This is a genomic window from Corticibacter populi (assembly GCF_004217315.1).
Lineage (GTDB): Bacteria > Pseudomonadota > Gammaproteobacteria > Burkholderiales > Burkholderiaceae_C > Lampropedia > Lampropedia populi.
In genome coordinates this window covers 592,605-606,872 of the sequence record NZ_SGWR01000001.1, presented here as the reverse complement: position 1 = coordinate 606,872, position 14,268 = coordinate 592,605, and the positions used below count along the sequence as shown (strand labels likewise).

General features: G+C 61.8%; 13 protein-coding genes. 3 read left to right on the top strand and 10 right to left on the bottom strand.

Annotated elements, in window-relative coordinates:
• Positions 1 to 6 precede the first annotated feature (6 nt).
• Genes kdpC through EV687_RS02710 form a run of 3 tightly spaced genes read left to right on the top strand, consistent with a single transcriptional unit; the run spans position 7 to position 4,106 of the window.
• A complete protein-coding gene (gene kdpC / locus EV687_RS02720) occupies positions 7 to 630 on the top strand; it encodes a potassium-transporting ATPase subunit KdpC (RefSeq protein WP_122226330.1) in 624 nt (207 codons plus the stop codon).
• A 28-nt stretch (positions 631 to 658) separates the two neighbouring features.
• A complete protein-coding gene (locus EV687_RS02715; protein WP_122227128.1) occupies positions 659 to 3,400 on the top strand; it encodes a sensor histidine kinase in 2,742 nt (913 codons plus the stop codon).
• Positions 3,384 to 4,106: a response regulator gene (locus EV687_RS02710; RefSeq protein ID WP_122226329.1), complete on the top strand. Its 723-nt coding sequence runs from the start codon at positions 3,384 to 3,386 to the stop codon at positions 4,104 to 4,106. The genes EV687_RS02715 and EV687_RS02710 overlap by 17 nt, the downstream gene beginning before the upstream one ends.
• Before the next feature lie 16 nt (positions 4,107 to 4,122).
• Here the strand turns inward: EV687_RS02710 and EV687_RS02705 are convergent, their stop codons facing one another.
• From EV687_RS02705 to mbhE, 10 genes are all read right to left on the bottom strand, one after another.
• Positions 4,123 to 5,622, bottom strand: coding sequence for a TrkH family potassium uptake protein (locus EV687_RS02705; RefSeq protein ID WP_242612438.1), 1,500 nt, complete (start codon positions 5,620 to 5,622; stop codon positions 4,123 to 4,125).
• Complete coding sequence (trkA, locus tag EV687_RS02700; protein ID WP_122226328.1) at positions 5,619 to 7,004, bottom strand: Trk system potassium transporter TrkA; 1,386 nt, start codon at positions 7,002 to 7,004, stop codon at positions 5,619 to 5,621. Before trkA ends, EV687_RS02705 begins: the two co-directional genes overlap by 4 nt.
• 70 nt (positions 7,005 to 7,074) lie before the next feature.
• Positions 7,075 to 8,439, bottom strand: coding sequence for an SLC13 family permease (locus EV687_RS02695; RefSeq protein WP_122227125.1), 1,365 nt, complete (start codon positions 8,437 to 8,439; stop codon positions 7,075 to 7,077).
• 23 nt (positions 8,440 to 8,462) lie between these two features.
• Positions 8,463 to 8,861 carry a cation:proton antiporter gene (locus EV687_RS02690; RefSeq protein ID WP_122226327.1) on the bottom strand — a complete coding sequence of 133 codons (399 nt, stop codon included), beginning with the start codon at positions 8,859 to 8,861 and terminating at the stop codon, positions 8,463 to 8,465.
• Entirely contained in the window at positions 8,858 to 9,163 is a 306-nt protein-coding gene (locus EV687_RS02685) for an MrpF/PhaF family protein (protein WP_122226326.1), read from the bottom strand. Before EV687_RS02685 ends, EV687_RS02690 begins: the two co-directional genes overlap by 4 nt.
• The gene (locus EV687_RS02680; RefSeq protein WP_122226325.1) at positions 9,160 to 9,513 is read right to left on the bottom strand and encodes a Na+/H+ antiporter subunit E; all 354 of its coding nucleotides are present in this window, start codon (positions 9,511 to 9,513) and stop codon (positions 9,160 to 9,162) included. The genes EV687_RS02685 and EV687_RS02680 overlap by 4 nt, the downstream gene beginning before the upstream one ends.
• Entirely contained in the window at positions 9,510 to 11,027 is a 1,518-nt protein-coding gene (locus EV687_RS02675; RefSeq protein ID WP_122226324.1) for a Na+/H+ antiporter subunit D, read from the bottom strand. Before EV687_RS02675 ends, EV687_RS02680 begins: the two co-directional genes overlap by 4 nt.
• Positions 11,024 to 11,452 (bottom strand): NADH-quinone oxidoreductase subunit K, encoded by a 429-nt coding sequence (locus EV687_RS02670; protein WP_122226323.1) that lies wholly within the window; start codon positions 11,450 to 11,452, stop codon positions 11,024 to 11,026. Before EV687_RS02670 ends, EV687_RS02675 begins: the two co-directional genes overlap by 4 nt.
• Positions 11,449 to 11,904: an MnhB domain-containing protein gene (locus tag EV687_RS02665; RefSeq protein ID WP_122226322.1), complete on the bottom strand. Its 456-nt coding sequence runs from the start codon at positions 11,902 to 11,904 to the stop codon at positions 11,449 to 11,451. Before EV687_RS02665 ends, EV687_RS02670 begins: the two co-directional genes overlap by 4 nt.
• Positions 11,901 to 14,225, bottom strand: a complete 2,325-nt coding sequence (gene mbhE / locus EV687_RS02660; protein WP_122226321.1) for a hydrogen gas-evolving membrane-bound hydrogenase subunit E — start codon at positions 14,223 to 14,225, stop codon at positions 11,901 to 11,903. The genes EV687_RS02665 and mbhE overlap by 4 nt, the downstream gene beginning before the upstream one ends.
• Between the last annotated feature and the right edge of the window lie 43 nt (positions 14,226 to 14,268).

The following is a 14,268-nucleotide window of genomic DNA, read 5'->3' as shown; positions in this document are numbered from 1 at the left end:
TCGATCATGCCGATTCAAAACACCAACACCATCTCGCCTGCCAGCGCGCCTGAGCCTGTGCTCGACAGGGGGGTGCTGCGAGGCGCTATCGCTCTGGCGGTCTTCGCCTTGCTCGGCCTTGGTCTGCTGTACCCGCTGGCCGGCGTCGTCCTGGGTCAGGCACTGTTCCCGGCTACAGCGAATGGCAGCCTGATCGAGCGTGATGGCACTGCAATTGGCTCGTCATTGGTCGCCCAGCCGTTCGCGGATGCGCGTTACTTTCAGCCGCGCCCCTCCGCCGTCGATTACGATGCAATGGCGGTATCCGGCAGCAATGAGGCGCGCACCAACCCCGAAATGCGCCAGCGCGTGGAAACAGCGCGTGCGGTCGTGGCGCAGCGGGAAGGCGTTGAGCCTGCCGAAGTACCTGGCGATCTCGTCACGCAATCGGGCGGCGGCATTGACCCGCACATCAGCCCCCAGGCGGCAGCCATTCAGACCGACCGCGTGGCGCGTGCGCGTGGACTTGCTCCTGAGGCGGTCGAAGCGTTGACTGCCCAGCATACGCAGCACAGGCAACTAGGCTTGCTGGGGCAGCCACGCGTGAACGTGCTTGAATTGAACTTGGCGCTGGATGCTCTGCACAGATGAATCCGTGCAGAGCGGGGAGAGAAACGCGGTGGGAATCGAACAGACTGAACAAGCCGATGCATTGTTGAATGAGGTCAAGCGCCAGGCCAGTGGCCGCCTGACAGTTTTTCTTGGTGCCGCGCCAGGCGTGGGCAAGACCTACGCCATGCTCACGCGTGCGCGTGAACTGCGGCGACAGGGCGTGGACGTGCTGATTGGCATCGTCGAAACGCATGGCCGTCGCGAGACGCAGGCAATGACGCGCGGCGTGCCACTATTGCCGCGCAAGGAGGTGGCGTACCAGGGGCGGTTACTGGAGGAAATGGACCTAGATGCCTTGTTGGCGCGTAAGCCTGCGATTGCGCTGGTCGATGAACTCGCTCACCGCAATGCGCCTGGCAGCCGCCATGAGCGGCGTTGGCAGGACGTGGAAGAATTGCTTGATGCTGGCATCGATGTCTACACCACTGTCAATATTCAACACTTGGAAAGCGTCAACGACGTGGTGCATCAGATCACCGGTGTGCGGGTCAGCGAGACGGTGCCCGACGCCGTTTTCCAGCGGTTGCGCGACATCCGCCTGGTGGACCTGCCTGCTCGCGAGCTGATCGAGCGGCTCAACCAAGGCAAAGTGTACCCGCCTGGGCAGGCTGCTCAGGCCTTGCAGGCGTTCTTTTCGCCATCGAACCTCACCGCTTTGCGCGAGCTGGCGATGCAGACTGTGGCCGAGCACGTGGATACCGATCTGCGCGAAAAACGTACCGCCCGCGGCCTTGATGGCGTTGCCATCCAGCGCCATGTGCTGATCGCTATCGACGGCCGTGGCTACTCCGAGTACCTCGTGCGTGCCGGCGCGCGAATCGCTGAGCGTCGTGGCGCGCCCTGGTCGGTGGTGACGGTAGAAACCGGACGCTCCGCCGGTGCCACCCAGCCGACACCTGATGCGGAACGTGCCGTAACGGCAACTGGTAGCGCGACGCGCAACGAACAGCAGCGCCTATTGGAGATTGACAAAGCGTTCGCGCTGGCACGCAACCTGGGAGGCGAGACGCAAGTGGTGCATAACAGCGATGTCACCCAGGCTCTGCTCGATACCGCCGCCGTGTATGGCACGCGGTCGATTGTTATTGGGCGCACGCGCGAGCGACCTATTGCCAGCTTCTTCAATCGGACCTTAACGCAGCAACTGCTCAAGCGCGGCGCACGCTATGACCTGACGATCATCAGTACACCGCAGATGCGAAAACGTGCATGGCAGCGGCCGGGTTTCAACGTTGAGGGACTTACGCGCAAAGAAGTATTGTTGGCACTACTGACCAGCGTGGGCGCTGTGTGCACGGCAACCCTGGCCGAATACTCGCTGGGACTGCGGGATCCGTCGCTGGTCTTTCTGGTTGCTGTCATGCTGGTGGCCGCGCGAACACGCATGGCATCTGCCGTGATCACCGCGACTTTGTGCTTTTTCGCCTACAACTTCTTCTTCATTGAGCCACACTACACGTTTCTCATCAGTGCCCATCGCGGTGTGGCGACCGTGGTGCTATTCTTGGCGGCAGCATTGATTACTGGCCGTCTGGCTTCACAGTTGCGCATGCAAGTTCTGGCACTGCGAGCGGCCAACACCCATGCGGCGGCTATGCAGAGCTTGGGACGGCGGCTGGCCAAGGCAGCCGATCTCGGACAAGTCGTCGCTGCCGGCACTGCCGGAATGAAATCCGCACTCCATGCTGAAGCATGGATACGCATCAAAGATCAATTGGGCCCAGGGGCAGGAGCCATCCAACTGAGCGACAAGGATATGCTGGCGGCAGACTGGACGCAACAGAACGGTCAAGCCAGTGGCCGCTACACCGATACCCTGACCAGTTCAGCCTGGTGGTTTTTGCCAGTACGCTCGGATGAGGACACGCTGGGCGTGGTTGGCCTGCGGTTTCCCGCTGGTATGGCTCGTTTGCCGTTCGAGCAGCGGCGCCTGGCCGAAAGCATGGTGGAAGACATTGGTCAGGCCGCTTTGCGCACACGCTTGGTGTCGGAATTGGAAGTGGCCCGCGTGATGGGCGAAACAGAGCGACTGCGATCAGCGCTTCTGTCTTCGGTTTCGCACGATCTGCGTTCGCCGCTGTCGTCCATGATTGGCGCTGCCGACAGTCTGGCGCGTTACGGCAAAGACATGGGTCCCCAGGATCAGCTAAGCCTGCTGGAGACCATTCGTATGGAAGGTGAAAGGCTCGACCGCTACATCCAGAACCTGCTGGACATGACTTGGTTGGGACAGCAAGGCTTGACGCTGGCGCGTGATTGGATAGGTATCGACGAGCTGGTGGGCTCAGCCGCCCGACGCCTGCAGCGCTACGAGCCAGGTGTGCGGATCGAGCATGACATCCCTGCTGACCTGCCCCCCATCCACGTACATGCCGCACTGCTGGAGCAAGCGCTTTTCAACGTCATGGAGAATGCCGCCAAGTTCTCGCCTTCGGGAGAGGCTGTGCAGGTTCGGGTACGTCGTACTGAAGACGGCCTGTTGCAGATCGATGTTTCGGATCGTGGGCCAGGCATCCCTGAACAGGAGCGTCGACGCATTTTCGACATGTTCTACAGTGTTGAGCGCGGTGATCGGGGCAGGCAGGGAACAGGCCTCGGACTGACGATCGTCCAAGGTATCGTTGGTGCACACATGGGTAACGTCGAGGCGCTACCGGGCCCGCAAGAGCGCGGCACCACCATTCGCCTGACCTTGCCTTGGGGCAGCTACATCACTCCGGAGACGAAAGAACATGGGACCTCCCAGTGAAACGCATACCGCAGCGCGTTCGGCCCGTATTCTCATCGTTGATGACGAACCGCAGATCCGCAAATTCATTGACATCAGCCTGCGCTCTCAAGGTTATGCCACCATGCTGGCAGAAACCGGTCTAGAGGGGCTGACGCTGCTGGCCAGCAAGGGGGCAGATCTGGTCGTGCTTGATCTTGGTTTGCCAGATCAGGATGGCCAGGACGTGCTCAAGGAATTGCGTCAGTGGTCGCGGGCGCCTGTGATTGTGTTGACGGTCCGTGCAGCTGAAAACGAAAAGGTGGCCTTGCTCGACGCCGGTGCCAACGATTACGTGACCAAACCCTTCAGCATCGAGGAGCTGATGGCACGCATCCGCGCGTTTCTGCGCACTGTGCCAACGACCGCCGAGGATCACCCGGCCTACGACGACGGCGTGCTCAGAATCGATCTGGCGCTGCGCGAAGTCAGCATGCAGGGACAACCCGTTGCGCTGACGCGCAAGGAGTTTTCATTACTGTCGCTGCTGGTCCAGCAACCAGGAAGGTTAGTCACGCAGACGCAGTTGCTCAAGGAGATGTGGGGGCCAACACATGCGCAGGATGCGCATTACTTGCGCGTCCTGGTGGGCAAGCTGCGAAGCAAGCTAGGGGATGATGCGTCAGCGCCTCGTTACATCATGACCGAACCGGGCGTAGGGCTGAGATTCCTTACTAAGGACCGTTAAACAATGAGTGGTGCTATCAGCGCCAGAACCGTGGCACGAACAGAATAAGCACGGTGAACAGTTCCAGCCGACCCAGCATCATGCCGATGGACAGCAGCCATTTTGCGCCATCAGGCAGCGAAGAGAAATTGCCTGCCGGCCCGATGATCTCGCCCAGACCAGGGCCGACGTTGGCCAGTGCGGTGGCCGCTCCAGAGGCGCTTGTGAGAAAGTCCAGCCCCAGGGCCATCAGCAGCACGGTGAGCACGAAATAGCACAAAAAGAACACTGTGAGAAATGCCACGACCGAGCCGACAACATCGTCGTCCAGCCGGCGATTGCCGTAGGTGCGCGGAAACACCCCATTGGGGTAGATCAACCGCAGGAAGTGCGCTTTCAGCATCACCGCCATGACCTCAAAGCGAAAAATCTTGATGCCCCCGGAGGTGGAGCCTGTGCAGCCGCCGATGAAGGTCAGGCCGAAGAACACGGCCACTGCCGCATTGCCCCACAGCGTGTAGTCGACCGTCGCGTAGCCGGTGGTCGACACCACCGATACAACGTTGAAAGCCGCGTGTCGGAATGCCGGCTCCAGCGCGTACTGGCCGGAGAGCGCCAGCCAGCTCCCAAGCAGCAGGATCACGAGGGCGAGAAACATCAGCAGGCTTCTGACCTGACGATCCCAGAATGCCCGCCTGTCGCCCGCGACGAACCGGACGTACAGCACAAAGGGAATGCTGCCAGCCAGCATGAATGCCGTAGCAAACCACTGGATGCCGTTCGCCTCCCATGTGCCAAAAGAACCATCGGAAGTGGAATAACCGCCAGTGGCAACGGATGTCAGTGCGTGCGCCACCGCATCGAACGGCTTCATGCCGGCCAGCCAGTAGACCAGGGCCGCAAATACCGTCAAGCCCAGATAGACGGAGCAGATGACCAGCGTGATCTGCCGCACTCTGGGCATCGCTTTTTCCGAGCGATCCGAGGACTCGGTGCGAAAGAGCTGCATGCCGCCAATACCCAGCGCCGGCAGGATGGCAATTGCAGTGGCGATGATGCCGATGCCGCCCATCCATTGCAGCAGCGCGCGCCACAACAGCATGCCGGGTGGGGCCCCCTCCAGCCCGGAGATGACAGTGGCCCCAGTCGTGGTGATACCCGATACCGACTCAAAAAAGGCGTTGGCAAGATTGCCGCTGACGCTGCCGTAGTCGGCAAGGAAAAAAGGCGTGGCACTGACGGCTGCGACGCTGAACCAGCTCAGCGGTGTCAGCATGAATGCCTGGCGAAGCGTCAGGCCCGCCCTGAGCGACTTGCGGCGGTTGCGGACAAGCGTGGAGCCGATCGCTGCTGACAGCGTCGCCGAGAAAGCGTAGGCGCACCAGTCCCGGTTGCCGTAGTACAGGTCTACGAGCATGGGTAACAGCATCATGCCGGACGTAGCCAGCAGCACCATCCCAACGAGGAACAGAACCGGCCTGGCACTGGCCGCCGGCCGCACTTGCAGCGCGGCACTGCGGTTGGGGGCCAGGGTCACGCAGCAGGCCTCCTGGCGGCACCAAGCAATGCTTCCGCTTGCCGAAGATCGCTGTAGGTAATCACTGCCACGATGCGGTCGCCGACGCGCAGTTGCGCCTCCGGCCGGGCCATGACGGTCTGGCCGTCCCTGACGATGGCTGCGACCTTCATGCCGGCAGGCAGTCCGAGTTGATCGAGTGGACGATGCACGAGGCGAGATTCTTCAGTGATTTCGGCTTCGACAACCTCGCCGAAATCTTCTCGCAGCGTATGGACCGCGGCGATCGCGCCGCGCCGGACGTGCCGCAACACAGTGGAGATGGTGACGGCGCTTGGGCTGACCACCGAGTCGATGCCCAGGCGCGGCATCAGCACCTCGTAGTTTCTCTTGTTGACCAGCGTGATGGCACGTTTGCAACCAAGCTGCTTGGCCAACACCGAGACAAAGATATTGGTTTCATCATCATTGGTGACCGCCACGGTGGTTTCTGCCTGGCCCGCCTGTGCTTCTTCAAGAATGGTCTGCTCCAGCGCGTCTCCATGCAGAACAACGACGGCGCTTCCGAGTGCATTGGCAACCTGCTCCGCACGAGTCCGGCTCTGTTCAATGATCTTGATGTCGACATGCGGCGAAACCTGTTGGATCTCCATGGCCAGGTGCAGACCCACGTTGCCAGCCCCGACGATGATGAGTCTTTTGCCCATGCGCTCCTGGTGCCCGAACGCGACCAGCACATCCTTGATTCTCTCCGTCTTGGAGACGAGGTACACATCGTCGCCGACCTCGATCCGGTCACTGTCGGCTGGCACGAAGCTGCGCCCTTTGCGCATGATCGCCATGATCGCCATTCCCTGAAACTGTTCAACTTCAGCAATATCGGCGATCCGCTCGCCGGCCACCGGACAATGCGCGGCATCGACGTGGATGCCTAGCAGTTCCATGCGCCCGCCGGCCAGTGGCATCGCGTCAAACGACCCCGGCGTGCGCAGGCGACGGGCAATCCGTTCTGCGATCTCCATTTCGGGCGAAATGATGACGTCGATCGGCAGATGCTCGGCGGCAAAGAGTCCGCTGGTGTCCTTGGCCAGATACCCGCCATGGCGGATTCTGGCGATGCGCCGCTTCACGCCGAAGAGCGAGTAAGCGACCTGACAGGCCACCATGTTGACCTCGTCTGATCGCGTGACGGCGATCAGCATGTCGGCGTGCTTGACGCCGGCCTTGCGCAGCGTATCCGGATGCGATGCATGGCCTGCGACGCCCCGCACGTCATAGCTTTCATCGATCCGGCTGACTTGACGCTGGTCTATGTCGATGACAGTGACATTGATCCCTTCCGTGGCAAGGTGCTTGGCGATGGTGGTCCCGACCTGTCCGGCGCCGCAAATGACGACTTTCATGGATGCAGTGGTGAATGGTGGATGGTTGGATGTGACGCAGCCTGACTTGCGTGGCCTGCGCCGCATCGGATCACATCAGGAAAAAGTAGGCCCACAAAGTGATCAAGATGATGCAGAGCACGTTCAGGACTGCCCCGACCGAAATCATTTCCCTCTGCTTGATCAACCCGGAGCCGAACACAATGGCATTGGGCGGCGTCGCCACCGGCAGCATGAATGCGCAAGATGCGCCGATGCCGATCACCAGCACCATCACTTCGCGCGGCATGCCCATCTCTACCGCGATGGCGGCAAACACTGGCACCAGCAGCGCGGCCGATGCGGTATTGCTGGTGAACTCGGTCAGCACGTTGATGAAAATGGCCACCACCAGAATGACCACGAAGGGGTGGGCATCGCCAAATGTCTGCGCCACTTGTTGCCCGAGCACCAGGGAAGTCCCGGAGCTTTGCAGCAAGGCGCTGAGCGTCAAGCCACCGCCGAAGAGAAACAGCACGCCCCACTCGGTGTTCTCGGAGACCTGCTTCCACGTCGCGGTACCGGAGACCACCACGGCGATTGCGGCCACCAAGGCAATCCAGCTATCTGGCGAAGTGATGCCGAGCAACACGGCGATACGCCCGCTGAAAATCCATGCCAGCGCCGTCGCCGCGAAGATCAGCATGGCGATCACACGCAGCGGTGTCCAAGGGATATCCTCGATCTCGACATGCACTTTTCTGTTGAGCTTGGGCCGCAGCACCAAGAACATCGACAGCAGCATCAGGGGCATAAGCACCAGCATCATTGGCAGGCCGATGCGCATCCAGCCTGCGAAATCCATGTCCAGCGCGCGTGCGGCGATGGCGTTGGGGGGAGACCCCACCAGCGAGCCGAGGCCGCCGATGCTGGCCGAGTAGGCAATCCCCAGCAGGATGAACACGAAGGTGCTGCGGTCCTTCTCCTTGTCCAAATGCGCCAGCATGCCCAGAGCCAGTGGCAGCATCATCGCCGCAGTTGCGGTGTTGCTGATCCACATCGACAGGAAGGCGGTAACCGCAAAAATTGCCAGTGTGGCGATGGCCAGGTTGGAGCCCGACATCGCAATCAACCACATGGCAATCTTCTTGTCCAACTTCTGGCTGTGCAACGCGGTCGCCAGCGCGAACCCGCCGAAGAATAGAAAGATGATCGGATCGGCAAACGCGCTCAAGGCGGTTTGTGTCGTCATGTTGGGCATGCCGATCGCCACGGCAATGACCGGGATCAGCAGCGCCGTCACCGTGATATGAATGGCTTCGGTAAACCACATGATGGCAACGAACAGCAGCAACGCCAAGCCCTTGTTCACGCCATCTTCGTACGGCAAAGCCAGATACAGCACATACGACAGAATGGCCGCAACCAGCAAGATGAGCTTGCCTTTGATGATTCCTTTGGGCATGCGCCCATCCATGCGTTCCAGCGCATTCTCATCGCTCATTTGTCTTCCTTTTTGATGGTTTTGTTGATTGGATTGACCGAGGTCTCGGATTCAGTGCGAGGCAGCACACCTGCCAGCGCATCCTGGCCTTCCAACCCCTGCAGCGGTGCACGACAAAGATAAATTGCACGTCCCAGTAGATGGCCTGCCACAGGTACAGTGAAGATCAGAAACAGAATGGCCAGAGCACCGATGACCAGCGCACCCGCACTGCGACTGGCCAGTGCGGCACCCGCGATCATCAGTCCGGCACCAATCGTTCCAGCCTTGGTGCTGGCGTGCATGCGCTGCAGCGGGTCGGCAAAACGCAGCACACCCAACGCGGCAGCAAAGAGAAAGACGAAACCCGCCAGCTTCAGCAGCAGGGCCAGTAGCGCCACACTGGTTGTGATCATGGGTGGCTCCCGCGTGCCTGACGTTCCAGAAACGCCGCCAATGCGCAGGTGCCGACGAAACCAAACACGGCCAGGCCAAGACCGACATCCAAAAACTCTCGCCGCCCGGTAGTCGACATCACCAGCGCCGCGGTCGCAGCAGCCACACCGGTCAGCATATCCAGCGCGACGAAACGATCGGCCACGCTGGGGCCGTAAAGCAGGCGCACCAAGGTCATCCCCAGAGGTGCCATCATCAGCACCAGCAGGCCGCGGGTGGCCAGATCCAGCCATTGGTGCGCCTGAGCAATCCATTCCATCATGGCTCTATCTCCAGAATCACGTCTTCGAAACTGCGCTGGATACCTGCGATCAGGCCAGCCGGATCGCTGCCATCCAGGCAATGCACGTAGAGGGTTTGCCGGTCGTCGCTGACGTGCAGCGACGTCGTGCCGGGGGTGAGTGAGACCAGGTTGGCCAGAGTGGCAATGCCCATCTCGCTGCGCAACCGCAGCGGCACGGCGATGATGGCCGGCGCCACGCGCGGCTTGCGTGCAAACGCCGCCGATGCCACCGCCCAAGACGACAGTGCCAGTTCCCGCAAAAAGATCACCGCCAGCCTGCCGCAGGCCCGCAGCCGGATATGCCATGGGTGTTTCGATTTCTGATTCATGGCGCGGCCTCCCCGGCGACTGACGCCCCCTTGCCAAAGGTGGCTTGGATGTATGGCTGGGGGTCAAGCAAGCCCTGCGCGGCTTCGTTCGAGAACTGCAACAGTGGTTGCGGCTGCAGCCCGATCCATAGCGTGATCGACGCCAGCACCGCAATGGGCCACAGCATGGTGGCGGGCAGCGTGCGCCGGTGGCTGCGCATCACGGGCGCCGGTTTCCAGAACGCCTCGATCCAGATCTTGCTCATCGAGAAGATCGTCAACAGCCCGACGAACAGCGCGACGGCGGCCAGCCAGCCCGCACCAACGCGCAGCGATGCGTCGATCACCATGAACTTGGCCCAGAAGCCCGACAGCGGCGGAATGCCCGCCAGCGACAGGGCCGGCACGGCAAACAGCAAGGCCAGCAAGGGTTGCGTGCGGGCCAGGCCGCCCATGCGCCGCACGTCGTAGCTGCCGCTGACGCGGTACATGGCGCCCGCAATCAAGAACAGGTTCGCCTTGACGATGATGTGGTGCAGGATGTAGAAGATGCCGCCTGCCAGACCTGCGGCGCTGCCCAGCGCCAAGCCCAGCAGGATGTAGCCGATCTGGCTGATGATGTGAAACGACAGGATGCGCCGCACATCCCATTGAACGGCCGCACCAAATACCCCGAACAGCATGGTGCCGGCAGCCATCCACGCCATGACGTCGCGCACCGCCGTCTGCTCGAACAGCAGCGTGAAGACCCGGTAGCAGGCGAATATGCCGACCTTGGTCAGCAGGCCCGCAAACAAGGCCAGTACGGCAATCGGAATGGTGTGGTAGGACGCCGGCAGCCAGAAGAACATCGGAAAGCAGCCGGCCTTGATTGCAAAGCCCACCAGCAACAGCGCGCCCGATACCGTCAGCGCCGCACTGGCCTCGGTCTGCGGCAATACCTGCGCCAGATCGGCCATGTTGAGCGTGCCAGTCACGCCGTACAGCAGCGCAATCGCCAGCAGAAACAAGAGCGTGCTCAGCAGGTTCAAGACGGCGTACTTCAGTGCCGCATCCAGTTGGGCGCGGCTTTGGTCCAGCACCAGCAGGCCCAGCGCACTGATCAGCATGATCTCGAACCAGACGTACAGGTTGAAGATGTCGCCGGTCAAAAACGCCCCGTTGACGGCTGCGAGCATCGCCAGCAGCAAGGGGTACACCCCATTGCGAACATGTCGCAGGTGGGTGCTGCCCAGCCCGAACACGCCGGCAGCCAACGCCAGCACCGCCGTCACCAGCACCATGGCCGCGCCAAAGTGGTCGGCCACGAAACTGATGCCGAACGGCGGTGCCCAGCCACCGAAAGTCATGGCCACCACACCTTGGCTGCGCACCTGCGTCAGCAACCCGAGCGCGGCCAGCAGCATCAACACCAGTGCCGCGAGTTGCACCGCAGCCTGTGTCCTCGGTGCATGCCAACACAAGGTACACAATGCCGCAGCGGTGATCGGCACAAGGACCGGCCAGAGAACGGCGTATTCGACCAACCCACTCATGCGCTCGACTCCTGCGTGCTGACACTGGTGCAATGCCTGTCAGCAGCCGATGCGGACGCTTGAGGGTAAGGGCTACCCAGCGCCTCCGCATCGCCCAATTCCCTGCTGTCCAACGTGCCGGTGCTGCGCCAGGTCTTGAGCGCCAGTGAAGCCACGAACGCCACCAGCGAGAAGCCGATGACGATGGCGGTCAGCACTAGCGCCTGGGGCAGCGGATTGGCGGCACCGGCCGCCAGCGCAGTCTCGCCGGTCGCCATCACGGGCGGTGCATTGGCACCGATGCGACCGGCCAGAAAAATCGTCAGGTTGACGCCCGCCGAGATCAGCATCACGCCGTACAGCAAGCGCACGATGTGCCGCGACAACAGCAGATACAGGCCGATCGCCATGATGGCGGCGATCCCGCCCGCGTAGACCACATTCATGGTTGTGCCTCCTGTTCTTGCGGATTCCGTCTAGCCTGAGAATCCGCGGCGTCGTCCTCATACAGCCGCAGCACCAAGCACAGCATGCCGCCCATCACCGAACAGTAGACGCCGACATCAAACACCAGCGTCGTGCTGAGTTTGAAGCCGTTGTCGAAGACCAGCCACTGGTGCGTGAGAAAACCTGCGCCCCGCCACATGCCCGGCAGGCCGCTGAGCACCGCCAGCAATACGCCCAGCCCGGTCAATGCGACCGGATGCACGCGCAGCCGGCGGCGTGCCACCTGCACGTCTTGTGACAAGGCCACCACGCCAAATGCCATGGCGGCGACCAGACCACCCACGAAACCGCCACCGGGCTGGTTGTGGCCTCGCCAGAGAATCACCAGCGAGGCGACAAGCATGGCCCAGAACAGCAGTCTTGCAGTGCTCTTGAAAATCAGTGAATTCATGGTTTGCCGCCTCTTCGTGAGCCACCCCTGCGGCGACGCAACAGGCTCCATGCACCCAGTGTCGCCAGCGCCACGACGGCGATCTCGCCCATGGTGTCCAGCGCGCGGTAGTCGACGATGATCACGTTGACCACGTTCCGGCCGTGCGCATCCACGTAGCTGCTGGCACGGAAAAAATCCGACAGACGCGTATCGAAAGGCTGCGCCAGCATGCTGGCCAGCGCGACAAAAAGGACCAGGCCAAACACAACCGCGATAGTGGCGTCGACGGCTACTTCACGCCGGCTGCGCGTTGGCGGTGCGGCGCGCGGCAGGCGCACCAGGACTGCCATCAGCACGATCAGCACCAACGTCTCCACTGCAAATTGCGTCAGCGCCAGATCCGGTGCGCCATGCAGCAGAAAAAACAGCGCAGACCCGTAGCCGACGACGCCAACCCCCACCAACCCGGCCACCATGCTGCGCGTGCGCACTGCCACGCAAGCACCGACGATGCCGAATGTCAGCAAAGCGGCAGGAACCGGCAGCCACTGCCCACCGGCAACCAGGGACAGCCCGATGTGCGCGTTCGCGAGCAACCACAACATCACCGCCACCAAAGCGATACTGGTGATGACTGTGTAGTGCCGCATATCGCCGTTCTGCAGCCAACGCGTGCTGCGGCGCGCCAGCAACAGAATTGCATCGACAACCTGCTGGTAGTACGCATTGGCGTCAAGCCGCTGCAGCCATGCAGCGCGCAACAACGCGTGGTGGCAGCGCGGCCAATTAAACAACAGCACCAGCCCCAAAACCACCACCAAAGCCGATAAACCGAGCATCGGCGTCAAGCCGTGCCAAAGAGCCAGCTCAAACGCAATGGTGTGCCCTTGCAGGGCAGCCGCAGCCGGAGTTACCACAGACTGGCCCAACAGACCAGGTAGCAAGCCCGCCAGCAGACCGCAAACTGCCAGCAGCAACGGCGCAATGACCATGCCCGGCGACGCGCCATGGTGCAGGGGCACGGGCTGCGCCGGCGTGCTCCAGAACGGACGCCACGCCACCATGCCTGCCACCGCCACCATCACGGCATTGACCATGACCGCCACGGCGATGACCCACCATCCCTGGCTGCCGCTCAGTTGCGCCTCGAACAAGGCCTCCTTGGCAATGAAGCCGAACCACGGCGGCAGCCCCGCCATCGACAGGCCGGCCAGCGCAGCCGCAGCAGCCGTCCATGGCAGGCTGTGCCGCAGTCCACCCAGATGCAGCAAACTGCTGGTGTGCGTCGTATGGAGAACGGTACCGGCCACAAAGAACAGGGCCGCCTTGTACAACGCATGCGCGACGATGAACACACACAGCGCCACCGTGGCCAGATCGCCATCCAACCCGATCAACATCACCAGAATGCCCAGGGACGCCACGGTGGACTGCGCCAGCATCGCCTTGTACTGACTGGCACGCAAGGCGCCCAGAGCGGCCACCAGCATGGTCACGCTACCAAAAACCAGCAAGGTGGGTGCAAACCACGACACGTCCGCCAGCACAGTATCGAACCTGGCCAGCAGGTACACCCCCAGCTTGACCATGGTGGCCGAATGCAGGTAGGCCGAGGCCGGGGTCGGTGCAGCCATGGCCTGCGGCAGCCAGAAATGGAAAGGGAACTGCGCCGACTTCGTGAACGCCCCCAGCAGGATCAACACGATCGCAGGCAGCAGCCACACACTGCCGAGCAATTGCTCGGCGCGTGCAGCCATCTCCGACAGGCGGAAGGTCTGCAGCGCCATGCCGAGCAACAACAGCCCGGCAAACAGCGCCAGTCCGCCAGCGGCGGTGATCAACAGGGATTGCAGTGCTGCCTTGCGGGCATTGGCAGAGCTGGCGTCAAACCCGATCAACAGAAACGACAGCAGACTGGTCAATTCCCAGAACACGAACAACGCGATGACGTCATCGGCCAGCACCGTGCCCAGCATGGCCGCCATGAACAACTGGATCAACAGGACGAAACGCGCCCGTTCACGCCGCGGGTAGGCGGCAAAGTAGGCAATTGCGTACAGCGTGACCAGAGTGCCAATGCCCGTGATCAACAGCACGAACAACATGGCAAAGCCATCCAGACGCAGCGCCAGTTCGACCCCAAGCGAGGGCGCCCAGGCCCAACTCTGCAGGATGCTCTGGCCACCCGAAACCGCGGGTAGCCACTGCAAGAACACGGCCAGCAGTGCAAGCGGTAGCAGCACTGGCAGGTAGCGCAGCAATCGGTGCTCAACCAGTGCAAGGCGCCAAACAACTATGGCTCCAAACCACGGGCTAAGTGACAGGGGTATCAGTTCCATGCCTGTCCTCCTTCCGTTGGACAGCGCAAGAAGCCAGACTTGC